Genomic DNA, 19,971 nt, shown 5'->3' with positions numbered 1-19,971 from the left:
ACTTACTAGCAAGGATTTTCCTACAGATACAGGTTGGGTAAGTATCAGTTGTTGAAAGTTTATTAGGGACCATATAGTATGTAAAAGCATTTAGGAAGGGATGGTATCTATGCAAATTATTAGAGGTAACCGATGTTTTGACTTAGATGAGTTTCTTAAAAAGCCATTATTTGCTCATCTTTCAACCTTATCAAAGGAAGGTCCTAGAGAATCCCCTGTCTGGTTCTATTGGGAAAATGAATGTATTTGGATTATTGGGACTCCTTCTTCAGACAGCTTTCCAGGAAGGATAAAGGAGAATTCTAAATGTGCTATTGGTATAGTTGATCTTAATCATACTACCGGAAAAGTATTGCATGCAGGATTTAGAGGACACGCTAAAGTTGAACAGTTTGATAAAGGGATTGCAGAACGATTACTGACACGTTATTTAGGCTCACATGAAGAAAAATGGGATCCAAGGTTCAGGAATTTAGGGGATAGCAATGTCTTGATTCGTTTTGTGCCAGAAACTGTTGTTGTCCGAGATCAATCATTTGTACCAAGCATTGAGAAAAGTGAAGTCGATATTTAAATAAATGATCATTAGGCAATTGCAAGAGGAATATGATGGTATCTTTTTGAAGGATTGTAAAGTGATTAATAGAACATGGTAGGAAAGAATCATTGCAATTAAACGGAGGAGTATTGAAAAGATGGTCTTTAATATCCAGTGAAGAAGATGGTCTAGAAGAATAAGTAAAAAAAAGAAATGTTCGCGTTACATACGGAAACTGTCTAGTCAATCCAGTAGATTAAATTTATATATTCACAAAATAAAATACCAGGTGTATAATGAAACGTATATTTCATATTATTATTTTATAGAAATAAATATTTCATTATGAGGTGGACCCAATGGACACAAGCAATATAACCAATACATCTGATCAGTACATGAAAAAAAACCAAAGGTCAAAAGAATTTTATCGCCAAGCAAAAGAGGTTATGCCTGGTGGAGTTACGGCTAATATTAAATATTTTGATCCATATCCTATTATTATGAATAAAGGGAAAGGAGCCTACCTTTATGACCTTGATGGTAATGAATACATCGATTATCTTCTTTCCTATGGTGCCTTAATGCTTGGCCACGGACATCCGGACGTTATTCAGGCGATTCAAACACAAATTGATGAAGACGGAACATTTCTATTCGGAACACCGCATCGTCTTGAAATTGAAATGGGAAAGAAAATTCAACAGTTGTACCCAAGTATGGAATTGATTCGTTATACCAACTCTGGAACAGAAGCTACACTCTTAGCGATTCGCATGGCTTATGCTTACACAGGTAAACATAAAGTTGCTAAGTTTGAAGGCCATTATCATGGAGGCTATGAACAGGTTTTACTTAGTGTGAATCCGTCGATTCATGAAGCGGGTCCTGAACATCAACCAAATGCAGTGATTGAATCAAAAGGTGTGGATCCATACCACGAGGAGCATACTGTGATCTTACCTTTTAACAATCTCGATGCCACCGCTGAGATCTTAACGAAGAGAAAAGATGAAATCGCTGCAGTTATTCTTGAGCCAATCCAAGGTGGTTATATTCCAGCAGAACAATCATTTATGGATGGATTACGAAAAATTACCGACCAATTAGGAATTTTGCTGATATATGATGAAGTAAAGACCGGCTTTCGTTTAGGGCTTGGAGGTGCACAATCCGTTTATCAAATAAAGCCTGATTTAACGACCCTTGGTAAGGTGGTTGGCGGAGGGTTTCCTATTGGAATCATTGGAGGAAAGAAAGATATTTTGGAGGTTAGTGCTCCTAAAGCTTCTTCAGATGTTTTTGACTCTAGTCAAAGTAAACAATCGAGTGCTAAAGAGGTCTTGTTCCACAGTGGTACGTACAATGGTCATCCAACAATACTAGCGGCCGGACTAGCAACGATTAAACATTTAGAACAGGAAATTGATCATGTTTTGGCTGTTACTGATCAATTAAAAGAAGGTATTTGTAATCTGTTTAAAAAGCGCGGGATTGCCATGCAAACAGTCGGTTTAGGTTCTATTTTCAATGTCGTAATTACGGAAAAAGATAAGATATTGAACTATCGTGACATGCAACAATCGAATTTCGCTTTACGTAAAGAATTAGATTTCCAGTTGTTAGCTGAAGGAGTTTATACAAAGCCATTGAATCGTTATAGTCTTTCTACGGTTCATGGAGAAACAGAAGTAAACCGTACCCTTGAATCGTACGACAAAGTATTAGCGAATCTGGAAAGAATCTATTAATTTAGCTTGAACGTTTTTCGTTTTTGTACCAAACTAATGTGGAGGTACGAACCATGCAGGGGGTAAAATAATGTCAACCGTCTACCGCAAGATTGCTGAAAACAAAGTCCATATGAGTAAATCTCAGGTTAAAATTGCCACATATATATTAGAAAACCCAAATACAGTTCCGTTTTTAACGGTAGGAAAATTAGCGAAAATGGCGGGAGTAAGCGATGCAACTGTTGTACGATTTGCAACGTTTCTTGGTTATTCGGGATATCCTGAACTTCAGCAATATATGCAAGACTCTGTTCAACAACAACTGACAATTAAAGAAAGGTTGAACATTTCGAAACAAGTATACGAAAAAGAAGAAAAAGGAGTCTATGAAATTTTTCAAGATGATATTGCAAATATCCAATCAACAATGGAGAAATTAGATTTAAATGCTTTTCATAAAGCTGTGAAGCATTTATTGCAAGCAAAAAGAATATTTATCGTTGCAAATCGAAGTGCGATGTCGCTTGGTGTATTTCTCCACTATTATCTTCACATGATTTTGGACAATGTAGAGTTCATTCAATCTTTAGAGATGACAGCTGAACGATTTTATGATGTAAATAAAGAAGATGTAGTAATTGGTATAAGCTTTGCTCGCTATACAAAGAGTACGATTGAGATTTTCTCCTACGCAAAAGAAAAAGGTGCGACAACGATAGCCATTACAGATCACTTGTTGTCCCCCCTTATTTCACATGCTGATATTCCACTTCCTGCAACGAGTCAAATACCGACATTTATTGATTCATTCGTTGCACCTCTGAGCTTAATTAACTCCTTAATTACGTTTGTTGGTAAGGAAAAGCAAGAGGACCTTAATGATCGTTTAGAGGTATTAGAAGATACTTGGAACCGTTTTGATATTTTTCATAAATAAATGTTTCATTTTTCGCGTTCTTTATATGCCGTAGTTGGGGGTGGAAGTATTGAAAATTGCAATTGTTGGTCCGGAAGATTCTTTAAAACAGGCTATATCTATATTTAAAGACTATAAAATTGAGTATGAAACCCTTTTATATGATGAACATAACTCGATCATTCCAATGATAAAAAAAATTAGAGACAAGGTAGATGGATTTTTATTTACTGGTGTTGCACCTTATCAGATTGCGAAAAATTCTATAGACTTAGCAGTTCCAATTAAATATGTACAACACGACATCACAACCCTTTATCGAACCCTTTTTAATATTCGATATGTACATAATTTAAAAATAAGTCAATTAAGTATTGATGTATTTAAACCACAGGAAGTGAAAGAGGTTTTTGAAGAATTAGATTTACCTTTTGAAAACATACATATGAGCAAATTTAATCCTCTAGATGCGGATGAAATCACACGTTTTCACATGAACTTATATCAACAAGGAAAAGTCAATTTTTGCATTACTAGTCTTTTGACAACGCTTAACACATTGAGAAGAGAGGAAATACCGTGCTTTAGAGTTGTACCAAGTAAATTTGCCCTTCGGAAAACGTTAGAATTGTTAATTCTTGAAATCACAAGCTTAAAAACACAGGAAGCACAGATAAGTGTGGGGATTTTCCATATGGACAATATTAAATCTATTATGCAAAATTACTCGGAATATAAATTACAAAGCATGAAATTAAAACTTTATGATCTCATTTTAAAATATGGGGCAGAGACTCAATCCTCTGTGGTTTTTTCTGGAGGAAACGAATTTATTATTTATGGTACGATGGGGAAGATTTCAAAAGGTTTAAATGATAACGAAGCCAATTTTTTACTAGAACAAATTCGTAAAACTATACTAATGTCGGTTAGTTATGGTATAGGAGAGGGTCTAACAGCGAATGAAGCAACGAATAATGCTCGAATTGCTTTGAAAAAATCGAAAGAAGATGGAGGGAATTGTGCTTATATTCGGAAGATCAATGGGACAATGATAGGTCCTCTTGGGGATCAGAATGAAATAGAATATATAACAGGCTATGACGAGAAGATTGAGCAGATTAGTCAAGAAGTTGGAATCAGTTCAGCAACCCTTTCTAAAATTCAGGTGATCAATAAAAAAATAGGAAAAGGAATGCTCTCTGCTAATGAACTGTCCGAATATTATGGTTGTTCATTAAGAAGTGCACGCAGACTACTTTCTATGTTAGAAAAGAGTGGTTATGCTTCTATTGTTAGTTATGATCAACCTTTTTCTACAGGCAGACCTAGACGCTATTATGAATTAAGTCTTTAATAAGGGTTCATTTACAGAACATGAGAAAGTCCCATGTTCTGTTTTTTTACACGTTAAGAAAGTATAAAAATACTTTCTATAGTATAAGCGCAACTAAAGCTCAGCCTGCGCCATAGGCTTGGCCTTGCCAAGTTTTCTTTACACATTAAGAAAGTATAAAAAATACTTTCTATAGTATAAGTGTAACTACGGCGATCACCTGCGCTAAGGCTTGGCGCTAGCCAAGTTTTCTTTATAATCAAATCAAAAAATAATGCAATGCACACTATACCATACCAATGACTGTTAGTCTCCTTGATTTAAAAAGGGGGCTTTTTAAATATTCGAAAAAGTAACAAAAAATAAACTATTCTGTGTTATAATCTTAACTAAAGGACATTGCATAAAGTAGTCACAAACAGGAGGAATATGATGAGGTTGGATGTTGTCTTAAAAAATGGACTATTAGTTGACCCTAAACATAATGTTAACGAGCAATTTGATGTAGGAATTCATGAGGGAAAAGTGATAATGGTAGAAAAGGAGATTGGAGAAGGTGAAAGTGTTATTGATCTTCAAGGGAAATTATTGATCCCTGGTGTTATTGACATGCATACACATGTTACTCGCTATTTAGGTGGAGAAGTTGGGTACAGGATGATTGCAGAAACGGGTGTAACAACCACAATAGACTTTGCGGGACCCGTTCAAGATATTCTAGATGATCTACATACATGGGGTTCAGGCTTGAATGTAGGTTCCATCGAGGCAATCATTCCAGGTCGTAGACAAATTGAACATTCGAATCCTTCGCCTTCAAAAGTAGAGGACTTCCTATGTAAGGCATTAGAAAATGGCTCATTGGGATTGAAGTTGTTTGGGGGCCATGCTCCCCTAACACCAGAGGCAACCGAAGAAGGGATGCGAATCGCGAACAACCTACAAGTAATGGTAGCTTTTCATGCTGGAACCACAGCCACCGCAAGTGATATGAGTGGTATGCGTGAGGCCATAGAACTTGCAAGCGGTAAAAAATTACTATTGGCACATATTAATGCGTATTGCCGTGGTCGAGAATCACATCCGTTAGATGAATTAAAGGAAGCGCTTACGCTATTATGTGAAAATCGCAATATTTATTCTGATTCTCATTTGGCTGTAATGAATGGAACAAAAGGGAATTGTAAGGATGGAGTACCAACTGATTATGTGACACAGGTATGTCTTGACCGAAATGGTTATCCATTGACAGAAAGCGGATTAGAACAAGCAATATTAAATGGTATAGCACGAGTGATAAAAAATGGATCAGCAGCAAATGAGTTACTTTCGGGTAAAGAAGCTCTTCTATATTGGAAAGAAAAAGAGACAAATGCATTCATCAGCTTCCCTGTAAATCTACCAACAACGGCAGTCGCTTGTGCTGTTGAAAGAGTCAAACCAGCAGGAGATTTTGTTATCGGACTTACATCTACAGATGGAGGAGGAATTCCGCGAAACAATCTTGTTAAACGTATTCTGTCACTTTATCAATTAGGTTACCTTTCTTTAGAAGACATAGTGACAAAGATTTCGTTAAATCCTGCCAAAATGTTTGGCTTAGTGAATAAAGGGCATCTTGGAGTGGGAGCAGATGCGGATATTACGGTTATTGATATTGATAAATCGGAAGCTGTCATGAGTTTTGTGGGAGGTAATATGAACATGAAAGATGGGATTGTTTTAGGAAAAGGTGGCCGACTTTTAGTTACAGATGCAGGCATAAAATCTGCAAAGAGAGCTGAGTTAGATTACCAAGTTGTGGATATTAAGAAAAGCACACTCTATCAGAGCTGAATCATGCTGGTCCAACGTTATCATTGAGAACATTTGTTGGTTGAGATCTTGATGAGTTTGCAACACGATTCCTACTATTAAGATGAAGGAGGTTGATTGGATTTGAAGTGGGTTAAACTATTGGCTATTGTTCCTTTCATTGGGTTTTTAGGTGGTGCTCTTTGGGCCAACAAGGTTACTCCTTTTGTTTTAGGGTTACCGTTTTTTACATTTTGGTGTTCATTATGGGTTGTGCTTTCATCAGTCATTATGTTAATCGTTTACATGTTTGATCCTGATAATAAAGAAGGTGATATAAAATGAATGCAGCAATATTTATTATTCTTGGGTCCATCATTTTATCCTTTTATCTGGTCATCAAAGCGAAAAAGGGAAAGGATATGGATCTTGAACAATGGACTGTTGGAGGCAGGGGCTTTGGAACGATCTTTATGTTTCTATTGACAGCTGGTGAAGCTTTTACAATCACTACTTTCCTTGGTTCAAGCGGTCAAACATATAATAATGGTGGTGCCGCACTTTTTATTATGTGTTATGGTACCTTAGCTTATATTATTTCGTATTTTATTTTGCCCAAAATATGGCGCTATGCGAAAGAAAATAAACTTGTTTCACAATCTGATTTTTTCGTCAGTAAATATAAGAGTCCGTATCTAGGAGTACTTACCGCGATTGTTGGTGTTATCTCGATGATTCCCTATTTAATCGTTCAATTGAATGGATTAGGAATTATTGTCTACCAAGCATCCTACGGTTTAATCTCCCCAACATTGGCCATGTGGATTGGAACAATTGTCATCACAATTTATGTCCTAATTTCGGGTATTCGTGGATCTGCATGGACTTCTGTTGTGAAGGACTTTTTACTTTTGTTCATTGTAGTGTTTTTAGGAGTTTATTTCCCAATTCATTATTATGGCGGATTTGGAGAAATGTTTCAAGCGATTCAAACGGCGAAACCTGGTTTCCTTGGTCTTTCTGAAACAGGACAAAGCCCATCATGGTTCATTACAACGGTTTTAATTTCGGCGCTTGGATTCTATATGTGGCCGCATCTTTTCGGTGCAACGTACTCTGCCGAAAATGAGAAAGTGTTTAGGAAAAACGCAATGATTATGCCACTTTACCAGTTGGTTTTATTATTTATCTTTTTCATAGGCGCTGCCGCAATTTTGCAAATTCCGGACTTAAAGGGAGAAGAAACTGATTTGATCCTTCTAAGTTTGTCTACACAAACGTTTGACCCATGGATAGTAGGATTAATTGGAGCTGCCGGTATCTTTGCGGCACTTGTCCCCGGTTCCATGTTACTCATGACCACATCTACATTGGTTGCAAAAAATATTTATAAAGTATTGAAGCCTCAGACTTCAGAAAAACAAATTTCAAACTTAGCAAAATATCTCGTTCCAATTATTGGAGCAGTATCACTATTTTTATCGCTTCAAGGCGGGAAAACGATTATAGCATTGATTGTTATGGGATACAGTTTTGTCACACAGCTATTCCCAGCATTGTTGTTTAGTTTGATGAAAAATAATTTTATCACGAAACAAGGTGCTTTTGCTGGAATTGCTGTTGGTATGATTACAGTAACTTATATCACACTAACAAATACAACGGTAGGCAAGCTTTTTCCGTTTCTCCCACAGTCAATAAAAGATTTTAACGTTGGAATTATCGCATTAGCGCTGAATGTTATTGTCCTTTTGGTTATCAGCCTTGTAACTCGGAATCTCTCTGTTCAGAGTAAAGTAGTAGAAAATAAGGGAGTAAGTTAAGGAATCTATAAACGGAGGAATAACAATTGAAAAAAATCCATATTTTCACTCTTGGAGGAACCATTGCTTATAAAGGAGATTCGGATAAACCCATCATAAATGGCGAAGATCTAGTGCAGGGGCTTCCTGAAATTGCAACCATTGCAAATGTAACGACAACATCTTTTCTCCAAGCCGCTTCATCCTCTTTGACCATTGATGATATTGTCGTACTATCTTCAGAGATCATCCAGATGATTGATAAGGGAATAGATGGTGTTGTTGTAACCCAAGGTACCGACACCATTGAAGAAACCGCATTTATACTCGACTTGCTTGTTAATCGGGATGTCCCGATTGTCATTACCGGGGCAATGAGAAATCCTATACTACGTGGGGCTGATGGTCCTGCTAATCTACTAGCAGCTATTCAAGTTGTGGTAAGTGGAGTGACAAAAGGAATCGGAGCGGTTGTCGTTTTTAATGATGAAATTCATTCCGCGAAATTTGTACGGAAAACACATACACAAAGTGTAGCCGCATTTCAATCAGTTTGCGGTCCAATTGGTTGGATGACAGAGAACGTACCCCGTTTGGTAATGACGCCTGAAAGGAAAAGCTATAGTTCTTTTCAGATTATAAGGGAAGATGCTCCTGTTGCTCTTTATACAGTTTCGCTAGGGGATGATGGAAGGCTTTTACCTAAGATAATAGAAACCGGTTATCGAGGTCTCGTTTTGGAAGCTCTTGGTGGGGGACATGTACCTTCTAGTATGGTTGAGCCTCTAAATGACTTAGCTCGTGAAATTCCAGTTATTTTAGCTTCACGAACCGGGAGTGGAGAGATGCTGACGAAAACCTATAAAGGATATCCGGGATCTGAAACGTCTTTGCTCAATAAAGGACTTATTAGTGCAGGTTGGCTTGATGGAAGGAAATCCAGAATACTTCTCACCTTACTTTTGATGTCGGGTACATCGTATGAAAGAATAAGAGAATACTTTAAATGTTTTTCGAAATTAACATAAAAAGATTCTTCCATAGTTGTCGGCTATTTTACAGGCTTATCGGATGTATAATACAAATTAAAAATCCCAGCTCTTATGAGGAAACTGGGATTTTTAATATGGAAGAGAGATTCAAGAAGTGTAGAAAGAGAAGAGAGGTACCTACGTTCTAATAAAAAGTTTTAGTGTAAATAAATAAGAAGAAGAGGCGAACCGTATATTTTTGGGAACCCTCGCTAATTGTTATTGGGGTAGCGCCATAGGCGGTACCCCTGAAGTTCCTTTATTCAATTATTAATCTAAGTGCTTAGATTTAATCTTTTAAGCTAATGCTCCCGCGGCCTTTACACGTATTTTGGTAGCATTGCCTGGTAGATATGCAAGAGGAATATCTTCCAAATCAACAATCTGTAATTCGTCTGGATCTGCCCCAGCATTGATTGCTTCTTGTCGTGCCATTCCTTTAGCTAATTCAAGTGTCTTCTCTCTACCAAATTCATCAATGGAAAAGATTCGTTCCACTTGTCCACTCACCTGAGAAATCGCAGATCCAATTGCATTGGCAACTCCAAAACTATTTGGTTTGATTACTTCCGACGCACCCTTCAGTTGGGTCGGAAACAAGATACTTCCTCCTCCAACTAGGATGACCGGTACTGGATCCCCGCTTGTTTTCATTTTATCGATCGTCTCCTCGACTAGTTCAACCATTTTATCATAAATTCTCTCTAATAATTCGAGATTTAAATGTGATACGAGTTCACGATTTCCCAGTTCTGCTTTTCCAAGTGCCACAGCTACATCAGTCGTTGTTAATGTGTCACCGCCAAAGATCAAACCTTTTTTAGGCAACTGGTGGCCAACACTGTCTGGTCCAATCTCGAAATCTCCTTGTTCATTGATTCGAACAATCGTCCCTCCGCCTAGACCAATCGAGGCAATATCTGGCATACGGAAATTTGTTCGAACACCACCAATGTCAACAGCTAAGGAGGACTGGCGTGGAAATGAACTAATCAATACGCCTACGTCTGTTGTTGTACCCCCTACATCTACTACAAGAGCATCCGACTTATCTGTCAAATAGGAGGCACCTCGTAAACTGTTTGTTGGTCCACATGCGATGGTCAAAATTGGATATTTCACGGTATATTCTACCGACATTAATGTCCCATCGTTTTGTCCAAAAAAGACTTTTGCGTGAATGCCTTCTTTTTTCAGGGCTTGAACAAAACCGTCAGCAGTTAAACGTGCTACATCAACGATAGCAGCATTCAAAATGGTAGCATTTTCTCGCTCCAACAAACCTACACTTCCAATTTCACTCGACAAAGATAGAGCAACATCATTCCCCAAGACTTTTCCTATGATTTCTGCAACTTTCGTTTCATGACTATTTGAAACAGGTGAAAATACAGAAGTGATTGCGACAGAGTCTACATGGCCTTTGATTTCATTAGCAATTTCATAGATATGCTCTTCGTCCAGTTGGACAATTTCTCGTCCATCGAATTCATGTCCACCTCGTACGATATACATATGTTTCCCTAAGATATCTTTAAGATCATCTGGAACACCCACTAAAGGTTTAATTGCGAGTGTTGCAGGTGCCCCAATCCGGATGACCGCCACCTTATTCAGTCGTTTTCGCTCAACAATTGCATTTGTACAATGTGTTGTACCAAGCATCGCATATTGAATTTTATCAACAGGAACATCCGATGATTTGACGACTTCTCTCATCGCTTGATAAATTCCACTACTGACATCCTCCGATGTTGGTGATTTCACTTCAGAAATGACATTATACAATTCATCCAAAATGACAGCATCCGTGTGTGTTCCTCCGACATCAATCCCAATTCGGTAATTTGTCATTTTACTCACTTTCCTTTCCACAAAGCGTTTCTATAGGTGTAAAATCAATATCGTAACCAAAATAACGTGGACCTGTAACTTCGAGTCCTTTTGGAGTTCTCCACATCGGATCACATGGCATACCGATAATTACGCACCGCGCTCCATATTTCAGTCCTTCCGTTGTTATCGGCATCCCTGTGTCGGAGTCAAGCACTGTAATTAAATCCGGTGTCATGCACAGAACTTTATCTTTTGTTTCAGCCAAAAGATGCTCATTTTGGAAATGAAGGAAACATTCATTCTCTTTAAATTCATGAGTTCCTTCAATTGAAGCAGTTCCTTTTGCAAATCCTTCTTGTGTCTTCCGATTAATATCCGTCACTTTTCCTTGGAATAGAATATGGCCTTTCGTTAATTTCAGCACTTCTTGTATCGGATCTTCATTGTGTCGTTTTGCTTCCCGAATAGAACGGCCGATTTCTTCTTCTAGAGTCAAAATATTAGATATAGAGGATGCCTTAATGGTCTTTCCATCCATGGGATAGATGGCCAGCATAACCGAACCACCCATCTCAATCGTGGCTGTACGCGCAATTCGTTCAGCCCATACGCTGTTTATCGTGTTAAGCAACAAATTATTGCCTTTTTCATCTGACAGTACCATCGGTGTTGCAGACACACCGTTTAAGAAAAATGTAACCATTTGAAGTTCAGGAAATGCTCTTCCCATTCCATCTGCATCAATAACTGGTAATCCTAACCGGGCAGCCAATGCTAGCGGTAAAAGAGAATTCACTCCACCTGCTTCAATCGGCATCGTTGCAAAAACCTCTTTACCTAGATACTCTTTGATAGAATTAAATGCTTCCACAGCTTCTTCACCATTCGGCACTTTTTCCACCATAACCGTTGGTGCACCCATCATAGCTGACGGCACAATCAATGCATCGTCTGGTACCTCATTTATATTTAATAACTTAATAGGACCGTATTCTTCAATAGCCTGCAGGGCCATTAATTTTCCGATATAAGGATCTCCACCACCACCAGTACCTAATAAAGCAGCACCGATAGCAATGTTTTCAATTTCTTCTTTTCCGATTAACCTCATTGGATAGTTCCTCCTTGTTCTGCAGATGAGATAGATTGTATTTTACTTTGGGAAACTTTACTCGCAATCAGTTGTAAACCGAACGCAACTAAAAATGCATCAAGACCTGAAGCTCCTGTTAAAGTGAAGATACCAAACCCATTAGGCGCTGGAGTTGTCATAAACGCAACTAATGCTGCAACAATCCAAATAGATACACTTACAACATTGACATTTTTCATAGATGACAAGTTGTTATAATGATACTTCCTGCGATTCATCAAATAATCCCCAACATAGATTCCACCAATTGGGGGAATTAACGCGCTTAAAAAGATAAGGAAAGGTATAAAGTTCTCATATATTCCATAAACAGCCATAACTGTTCCTATAAATCCGGCTGAAATGGTCAGTACATATTTCGGTGTGTTTTTAAATATAACCGAGAATCCAAGGGCTGAAGAGTATAGATTGTTGTCGTTGGTCGTCCATTGTGCCAAGATCAAAATTAACATTGCAGAAGTTCCCCATCCAAGACCTAACATGATTTCGACAACATCGACCTGAGCAGTCGCTTTTGCCAAAATCGCAGCAATGATTAAAACGATGCTGAACCCACCGAAAAATCCGACAAATGAAGAAATAATTGCATCTTTTGTTGATTTCGCATAGCGCGAAATGTCAGGCCCGATAATCGCTCCTATTGCTAGCGAGCCGATTATCAGTGAAATTGATAATCCAATCGTCAACGGCTCGCCTATTAATGGTGAATTAACTACCTCATCCAACGACTTCCCGTTCATCACACGGATCAATGACGCAATCAGCAATAAGCCAAGCAGAGGAACTGCAATCAAACTGAGCTTTTCTATCGCCTTGTATCCAATAAAAGCAGTAGTAGTCATGAGGACTCCACCAACTACAACCAATAATTTCGAATTGATATCTAAATTAAATACGTTTAATAAGATATTGTGTAAACTGGATCCAAATAAATCAAGTTGCACTCCGAACCAACCGAATAAGGCAAATGCTATAACAATGGACACAGCATAAGAACCATATTTGCCTAAGGCGAACATAGAAACAAGAGAGGTTGACAAACCGGTCCTGGCTCCAACAATCCCACATAAAGCACTTAAAATAGATAAAATAAAACATCCAACAAATGAAGCTATGACTGCCTCCGTCATGCCTAATCCACCACCAAGCGTACCACCGAGTGCTGTTGCTGATAGTGCGATAATCGCACCCATCCAAACCACAGAAAGTTTTACCCATCCTTTTCGTTTATCTTGTGGTACTGGTTCTCGTTCATAATCTTTTATGATGTCATTACGATTTTTAAATCTTTTCTCCATACCGATTTCCCCCTTTTTGAACCGTAGAAAGGCCGTATTTCATCTCAACATCCCTAAACAAAGAGCTGATGAATGTGTCTGCTAGATGAACCTGTTCCTCAAAATCTTGTCCCTCATACAAATTGATACCCCAAAAAACTCCATTCGCCAGTAAAGCAAATTGTTTTATGATTCGATCCATTTCATCATCAGAAATGCTCGAATAACTTTGCCTCAATAGATCCTCAAGTGAACGAACTAACCAATCATTAAAATGCAACATGTGCTTTTGCAAATATAGTTTAATTTCTGGAATGGGTGACGTAACTAACGAAATATACGCCATCGTCCCTCGCTCATCATTTTTGTGATACTTCACGATCCCATGAAGCATTTCACTAAAAATCTGATCAACTGATTGTGAACTTGTTTTAGCTAAAATTCGTTTCATTTCGGCAAAATGGTTTTCAAGTAATTGTTGAAACGCAGCGATAAACAATTCTTCTTTGTTCTTATAAAAAAAATAAATTGATGCTGGTTTTATTCCAACTTCTATCGCAATTTTCTTCATGGTTGCTCCTTGATATCCATGAAGCGAATAATGTAAAAGAGCTGCATCTATCAGTTCTTGCCGTTTCAAATCATCACCACCTAACGTTTGTTAGGTAAATTATAAAGAGTCTATTTCAGAAAAGCAAATATTTTCTGAAATATTTGTTTAATTATAGCGAAAACGGTAGTTGAAGATGGGTCAACATCAAAAAGCCGACCTAAAAAAAGAAGCTTTATTAGGTTTATAAGATTCTATACACAAAGGAGTATCAAAGGTAAATCTAGTGTAGGAAGACAACAAGGAGGTTGAAGGAGGGAAGCAACATTAGGTAAAGTGGAATATTCAGTCTGAGGCGTACTGTCTAGAAGCGTGGGGAGAGACTATCATTCCCGGTGGCGAAAACGTCGATTTCTACCACAAGCAAGTCTGGTTCGAGCCATCTGGTTTCTGGTGCGATAACAAGTACTTTCAGGACAGGCAATGTATCAAACAATATGAGGTATGGAAAGACAACAATGACAATGGGAACAGTGGGGATCCATTGGAGTTAAGAATTCACCGTGATCATATTTTTGCGAAGGGTAAGGGTCCTGCTTACATCATCCATAACTATTTCCCAAACAATGGCTGGCATGCTGATCTCAGATATTCCTGGACCTAGTAGCGCCGATCTGAAGAAAACCAGACCAACTGTTCAGTGCAAATAAAGTTATTTACATTCAACAGCTGAACCCGCATTTTTCCGTTGAAAAATGCGGGTTTTTAAAAAAAGAGAAACGGGTTTTAAACCGTTTTCTCTTTACGAATTGCTTCTACATTTACACGTCCTGAAAAAAATGTAGCCCCTCCGCCCATATCGGCAAGTCGATCTGGAGTTAAGGCGTTGATGAGTTGGTTTTTTCCAGGCATGTCTGACCAAAGACCTTGACTGACTACAACACTAGGCAAGACTTGGTTACCTACAAAAACCGTTAATTCACATTCCCCACGATTGTTCCATATACGGACAGTAGTTCCATTTTCTATCCCTCGGCTGTCTGCATCCTGTTGATTCATAAATAATTTAGGTGCTTTCTCAAGTTTGATATGTTTATCATTATTAGAAAACGTTGAGTTTAAAAAGTTATGGTTAGGACCGGGTACATAATGAAACGGAAAATTTTGTTCTTCTACTAAAGGAATATACGTAGGAAGGGCTGGGTAGCCGTCTAATTCCATTTTTTCAGAATATAATTCGATTTTCCCACTAGGGGTCTTTAAATTCTTTAACAAATCGTTTGTATTCTTTGCTTTAATAAAGCGATCATTCTTGAGTTTCTCAAAGGTTACATCATGCAAATAAGGGTTTGATGAATGATTTAGAGCTTGGTTTATTAATTCCTCATCGCGATCTTTAAATGCTTGCTCGTTAAACCCCATTGCGTATGCCAGTAATCTAAATAATTCTGTGTTCGATTTACTTTCTCCATAAGGTGAGATAACAGGTTCTTGCAAATGGATATATTGATGCCAGTAAGACGTATAAAAATCTGTATTTTCAAAGGCAGACGTAGCCGGTAAAACGATATCTGCAAACATAGCGGTTTCCGTTAGAAACAGGTCATGGACGACAGTAAATAAATCCTGACGAGCTAAACCCTCTCGTACTTTATTAGACTCCGGTGCAACAATAGCTGGGTTACTGCCATAAACAAACAATGAGCGAATTGGATCTTTTGTTTCAAATAATGCTTTTCCTAATTGATTCATATTAATTGTACGTGTGTGATGTTTCTGGAGGTCTGGGCGTTGCAATTCCTTTGTATTATGGGTTAGATAGGCAGAATTCGACTTAAGGGCTCCGCCGCCTTTAACCAACCACTGTCCTGTTAATGCAGGTAAACAGGAAATTGTCCGAACAATCATCCCGCCGTTATCATGATGTTGTAGACCGTTTCCAATTCGGATCATAGAGGGAGAAGTTGTCCCATACATCCGAGCTAATTTATAAATATCTTCTACAGCAATTCCTGTAATTTCAGAAACTAGTTGTGGTTGATAGTGCTCGATATGATCTTCTAGCTCTTTATAACCAATCGTATATTCTTCTAAGAACGATTGATCAACTAACTTTTCCTTGTAGAGGATATGCATAATTCCTAATGCAAGAGCCCCATCAGTCCCAGGGAGGATCGGAATAAACCAATCAGCCATACGTCCAGTTTGATTTTTATGAACATCAATGACGACGATTTTAGCTCCTTGTTTTCTAGCTTTTTGTGCAATCGTCATTTGGTGCATATTCGTACTTACAGTGTTAATTCCCCACATGATAAATAACTTTGTTTCCGACATCTCTTCTGGATCTGTACCATAACTCCCACCCATCGTGTAACTATATCCTTTTGAACCAGCAACTGAACAGATTGTCCGGTCTATTTGGCTTGATCCAAGACGGTTAAAGAAACGTCGATCCATACCTTCTGCATTGATATTCCCCATATTTCCATAAAAACTGTAAGGAAGAATCGATTCTGGGCCATCTTCTGAAATAAGTTTTTTCCAATGATTTGTGATCGTTTCGATCGCTTCTTGCCAACCAATTGGAACAAATTTCCCTTCGCCCTTTTGTCCAACTCGTTTCAAAGGCGTTTTAATTCTCTTCGTATCATAAATTCGTTCACCCATGTTCCGAACCTTGTTGCAAATATTCCCTTTCGTCACAGGATGGTCAGGATCACCTTCAATTTTCCCAATTTTCCCATCCTTTTTATGAACGAGTAATCCGCATTGGTCCGGGCAGTCAAGAGAACAAACGGAAGGGACAACACCATTTTTAACATTTATATATGTTTGCATTTCTAGAATCCCTTTCATGATAAAAATTGATTACTAGATTATACCATGTTAAATGAATATTTACTTGGAGAAGGTAATGCTTGTAAAGTGTTATGACAATGAGCAAATTATAGTTTTGTTATTATGTAACTTCCTAGTGTTTTAACATTATGACCATATGTTTCTAGAATAGTTATAGCTTTGATCATATCTGGATCATGCACTCCCATTTCGGTTTCAATAAAAAAACGATAAGTACCTAATTTCTTTTTAGTTGGACGAGATTCAATCCAAGTCAGATTTATAGAAAGGGATGAAAATACACCTAAAATAATAGATAATATGCCAGGTCGATCCACGCCAGGAGTTATTAATAACATCGTTTTCTCTGAATTAGGAATGTCGTCAGGAGTGTTGGTCACTATCACAAAACGTGTATGATTTTCCGTATGATCTTGGACATTCTCTTTAATAAGTTGCAAATCAAATGTCTGAGCCGACCATTCAGATGCTATAGCAGCAAAGCTTTCCTTACCCTCATCACGGACAGCCATTGCGGCAGAGGCTGTACTGTTAAAATGTCTGCTCGATGCTCCCAATTCCCGAATGTAATCTCTACATTGTGCGAGTGCTGGAGCAATAGACCAAACCTCTTGAATTTGATTGATATTTGCCCCTTTTACGCTAAGTAAATGTAAAGCCACAGGTAGGATTACTTCTCCTTCGATAAACAAATCATTCATGAGTAGTCCATCTACTGTCATATTGATGGTACCCTCAATTGAATTTTCAATCGGTACAATCCCTTTATCCACTTTTTTATCTTTAATGGCATCAAGTACATCCAAAATGGATTCACACATCATCCATTCTATTGGGTTAGAAGAAAAATATCGTAAGGCTGCTTCTTCTGAAAATGTTCCTTTAGGTCCTAAATATGCAACTTTCATTTTGTTACCCCTTTATTTATTATTGTAACTAATTAATTTCTATAATGTATCTCAAATTTAGTGTTAAATCAATTGAATGTTTAAATTAATGAAAAAATTAAGTGGAATATCAAAATTCCCGTCTGATTATAATCTATTTTGTGTATCGAAAACAACAAGGAGGTTATTGAAATATGAAGTGGAAGATAGCTCTTGCTGCTATGGTCTTATTAATGACAATCGGTCTTTCTAATGGATATACTCAGGCGCAATCTCAGGAAACGGAAGGGGAGATCCCGACACTTGGCTGCTAGAAAACTATCTGAAGTTTGAACTGAGTAATGAGGAAAAAGGGGTTTTACTTGACGGTTGTGGCAACCATACAAGCTTCCATAAGCAACGAGTCATTCACGAGTAGATCGGTGATGTTACCTGTCAGACAAGATGAGCGATTAAGATTAAGTTTTCACGACCCGACAATTCTTCATCTACCGAAGCAAACTGTCCAGTAAGGCTGATGCATTGCTTTACTTGATCGGCTCATGAGAGCACTAAAACAACTCGTTCGTTTTGGTTGGGCAGGCCCCATCATGTTTGTTTCCTGTCGTTATTTTTGCCTCTTTGGTTTTTACACAAATCATGCCACTTCCTTTCTTACCATGGTATGACTGGCTGCTTATCATCTGCCTTCTGATAAAGGGTATTATTGAGTCAATTATTAAGGAAATCGGGCGTTTTCGATGTAATGATTGGGTTATTCAAGAGAGCAATCTGAAAGAAATCTATGCATAATTTATTTGCTATAATTGAAAAAAAGAGTTGGTCAATGATGACTGTAAAACTTACCCCTTATTTAAATATGGAAAGGAACGCAAGGGAGCTACTTAGTGATATAGGTTTCAACAAGTCAAAGTCAAATTCATTTTGGAGGGATGGACATGAACCAAAACAACGCAACAAACAAAATCACAACGCAAGTAGGTGAACGCGAGATTGTGATCACCCGCGTATTTGATGCTCCACGCGATCTTGTTTTTGATACTTGGACGAAAGAGGAGCACCTGTCGAAGTGGTGGGGACCTCGAGGTTTTACGACGACTTTTCAGAAGTTTGATATGAAACCGGGTGGTACATGGCAGTTTATCATGCACGGTCCTGATGGCGTTGATTATCCCAACACCAACGTCTTTGTCGAGGTCGTTAAACCCGAGCGAATCGTCATCAAACATGCTGTGTTTCCCCATTTTTTGGCGACAACAATCTTTGAGGATCTGGATGGTAAGACCAAACTCACTTATAGCACAGTTTTTGAAGAAAATGCCGCTGTATTCGATAAGGTGAAAACATATGCCGTCCCAGGTGCCGAACAGACCATGGATCGTCTTGAGGAGCATCTGGCAAGTATGTCTTAAAAGGCCAGCCTCGTAAAGCCAAAAGGTGACAGAAGGAATTGGAGAAATTGAGAATGATCATTCTTGACTGTCAGCTGATCGAAAAATTGAAGAGGGGTGTTCCTTGATGACAAATAGCAGAATGAATCCTAAGGTTGATGAATACTTAAGTAAAGCCACAAAGTGGAAGGAAGAATATGAGAAGTTGAGAAATATCGTTCTTGACTGTGAGCTGACCGAAGAATTTAAGTGGATGCATCCTTGTTACACGTTTGAGAAAAGAAACATCGTTTTAATACATGGATTTAAAGAATATTGTGCGCTTCTGTTTCACAAAGGTGCCTTGTTACAGGATGCTCATGGGATTCTAATCCAACAAACGGAGAATGTACAGGCGGCGCGCCAGATTCGGTTCACCAATGTTCAAGAAATAGTTGAAATGGAACCCATCTTGAAAGCCTATATTCATGAAGCCATTGAAGTTGAAAAAGCCGGTTTGGAAGTGAATTTTAAAAAGAATACAGAATATATAATTCCTGAAGAACTTCAAAATAAATTCGATGAAATTCCTGCCTTGAAAACTGCTTTTGAAGCATTGACGCCGGGACGGCAAAGAGCATACATTCTATATTTTTCTCAACCCAAACAATCCAGAACTCGGGAGTCAAGGGTTGAAAAATGTATGGAGAAAATTCTCAATGGAAAGGGATTAAATGATTGCACTTGTGGACTATCACAAAAGATGCCCAACTGTGACGGCTCGCACAAGTATATTCGATGAGAAAATAAATTGATAATTTTCTAAGAGTAGTTTGCAGATAACTAGGTAAGAACAAACACTTATCAACTATACCAGCTAATAAGT

The 19,971-nt window shown here is 38.1% G+C and carries 16 protein-coding genes and 2 pseudogenes; 11 read left to right on the top strand and 7 right to left on the bottom strand.

The genetic code is table 11. The annotated features are described in order from the left end of the window. The first annotated feature begins 109 nt into the window (after positions 1 to 109). The 8 genes from NON16_RS17400 to NON16_RS17365 all read left to right on the top strand — a co-directional run bounded on the left by NON16_RS17400 (position 110) and on the right by NON16_RS17365 (position 9,147). Positions 110 to 574 carry a pyridoxamine 5'-phosphate oxidase family protein gene (locus NON16_RS17400; RefSeq protein WP_257350696.1) on the top strand — a complete coding sequence of 155 codons (465 nt, stop codon included), beginning with the start codon at positions 110 to 112 and terminating at the stop codon, positions 572 to 574. Positions 575 to 897: 323 nt separating this feature from the next. Continuing rightward, a complete protein-coding gene (locus NON16_RS17395) occupies positions 898 to 2,289 on the top strand; it encodes an aspartate aminotransferase family protein (protein ID WP_257350695.1) in 1,392 nt (463 codons plus the stop codon). A 70-nt stretch (positions 2,290 to 2,359) separates the two neighbouring features. Beyond that, positions 2,360 to 3,208, top strand: coding sequence for a MurR/RpiR family transcriptional regulator (locus tag NON16_RS17390; protein ID WP_257350694.1), 849 nt, complete (start codon positions 2,360 to 2,362; stop codon positions 3,206 to 3,208). A 49-nt stretch (positions 3,209 to 3,257) separates the two neighbouring features. Then, a complete protein-coding gene (locus tag NON16_RS17385) occupies positions 3,258 to 4,544 on the top strand; it encodes a GTP cyclohydrolase IIa (protein ID WP_257350693.1) in 1,287 nt (428 codons plus the stop codon). A gap of 411 nt (positions 4,545 to 4,955) precedes the next feature. Next, positions 4,956 to 6,359 carry an amidohydrolase family protein gene (locus NON16_RS17380; protein ID WP_257350692.1) on the top strand — a complete coding sequence of 468 codons (1,404 nt, stop codon included), beginning with the start codon at positions 4,956 to 4,958 and terminating at the stop codon, positions 6,357 to 6,359. Positions 6,360 to 6,461: 102 nt separating this feature from the next. Then, the gene (locus NON16_RS17375) at positions 6,462 to 6,662 is read left to right on the top strand and encodes a DUF3311 domain-containing protein (RefSeq protein WP_257350691.1); all 201 of its coding nucleotides are present in this window, start codon (positions 6,462 to 6,464) and stop codon (positions 6,660 to 6,662) included. Then, on the top strand, positions 6,659 to 8,140 hold the full coding sequence (locus tag NON16_RS17370) for a sodium:solute symporter family protein (RefSeq protein ID WP_257350690.1): 1,482 nt from the start codon (positions 6,659 to 6,661) through the stop codon (positions 8,138 to 8,140). The genes NON16_RS17375 and NON16_RS17370 overlap by 4 nt, the downstream gene beginning before the upstream one ends. A gap of 26 nt (positions 8,141 to 8,166) precedes the next feature. Beyond that, entirely contained in the window at positions 8,167 to 9,147 is a 981-nt protein-coding gene (locus tag NON16_RS17365) for an asparaginase (protein WP_257350689.1), read from the top strand. A 300-nt stretch (positions 9,148 to 9,447) separates the two neighbouring features. Here NON16_RS17365 and NON16_RS17360 read toward each other — a convergent pair whose 3' ends face one another. The 7 genes and pseudogenes from NON16_RS17360 to NON16_RS17330 form a co-directional block, all read right to left on the bottom strand. Further along, entirely contained in the window at positions 9,448 to 11,004 is a 1,557-nt protein-coding gene (locus NON16_RS17360) for a hydantoinase/oxoprolinase family protein (protein ID WP_257350688.1), read from the bottom strand. A gap of 1 nt (position 11,005) precedes the next feature. Beyond that, a complete protein-coding gene (locus NON16_RS17355) occupies positions 11,006 to 12,097 on the bottom strand; it encodes an S-methyl thiohydantoin desulfurase family protein (protein WP_257350687.1) in 1,092 nt (363 codons plus the stop codon). Beyond that, positions 12,094 to 13,437: a cytosine permease gene (locus NON16_RS17350; RefSeq protein WP_257350686.1), complete on the bottom strand. Its 1,344-nt coding sequence runs from the start codon at positions 13,435 to 13,437 to the stop codon at positions 12,094 to 12,096. Before NON16_RS17350 ends, NON16_RS17355 begins: the two co-directional genes overlap by 4 nt. After that, complete coding sequence (locus NON16_RS17345; protein WP_257350685.1) at positions 13,421 to 14,056, bottom strand: TetR/AcrR family transcriptional regulator; 636 nt, start codon at positions 14,054 to 14,056, stop codon at positions 13,421 to 13,423. Before NON16_RS17345 ends, NON16_RS17350 begins: the two co-directional genes overlap by 17 nt. A gap of 696 nt (positions 14,057 to 14,752) precedes the next feature. Beyond that, entirely contained in the window at positions 14,753 to 16,807 is a 2,055-nt protein-coding gene (locus NON16_RS17340) for a molybdopterin-dependent oxidoreductase (protein WP_257350684.1), read from the bottom strand. A gap of 107 nt (positions 16,808 to 16,914) precedes the next feature. Next, complete coding sequence (pheA, locus tag NON16_RS17335) at positions 16,915 to 17,736, bottom strand: prephenate dehydratase (RefSeq protein ID WP_257350683.1); 822 nt, start codon at positions 17,734 to 17,736, stop codon at positions 16,915 to 16,917. Positions 17,737 to 18,156: 420 nt separating this feature from the next. Continuing rightward, positions 18,157 to 18,252: pseudogene (locus NON16_RS17330) on the bottom strand (ABC transporter ATP-binding protein); the annotation flags it as partial. 5 nt (positions 18,253 to 18,257) lie between these two features. Here NON16_RS17330 and NON16_RS17325 point away from each other — a divergent pair. The 3 genes and pseudogenes from NON16_RS17325 to NON16_RS17315 form a co-directional block, all read left to right on the top strand. Next, positions 18,258 to 18,414 (top strand): annotated as a pseudogene (locus NON16_RS17325) (DUF817 family protein); the annotation flags it as partial. Positions 18,415 to 18,653: 239 nt separating this feature from the next. Further along, positions 18,654 to 19,127 carry an SRPBCC family protein gene (locus tag NON16_RS17320; RefSeq protein ID WP_257350682.1) on the top strand — a complete coding sequence of 158 codons (474 nt, stop codon included), beginning with the start codon at positions 18,654 to 18,656 and terminating at the stop codon, positions 19,125 to 19,127. A 106-nt stretch (positions 19,128 to 19,233) separates the two neighbouring features. Beyond that, entirely contained in the window at positions 19,234 to 19,887 is a 654-nt protein-coding gene (locus NON16_RS17315) for a DUF1801 domain-containing protein (RefSeq protein WP_257350681.1), read from the top strand. The last annotated feature ends 84 nt before the right edge of the window (positions 19,888 to 19,971 follow it).

Source organism: Pseudalkalibacillus decolorationis (assembly GCF_024609785.1).
Lineage (GTDB): Bacteria > Bacillota > Bacilli > Bacillales > Fictibacillaceae > Pseudalkalibacillus > Pseudalkalibacillus decolorationis.
This window is presented reverse-complemented; position numbering and strand designations above follow the sequence as displayed.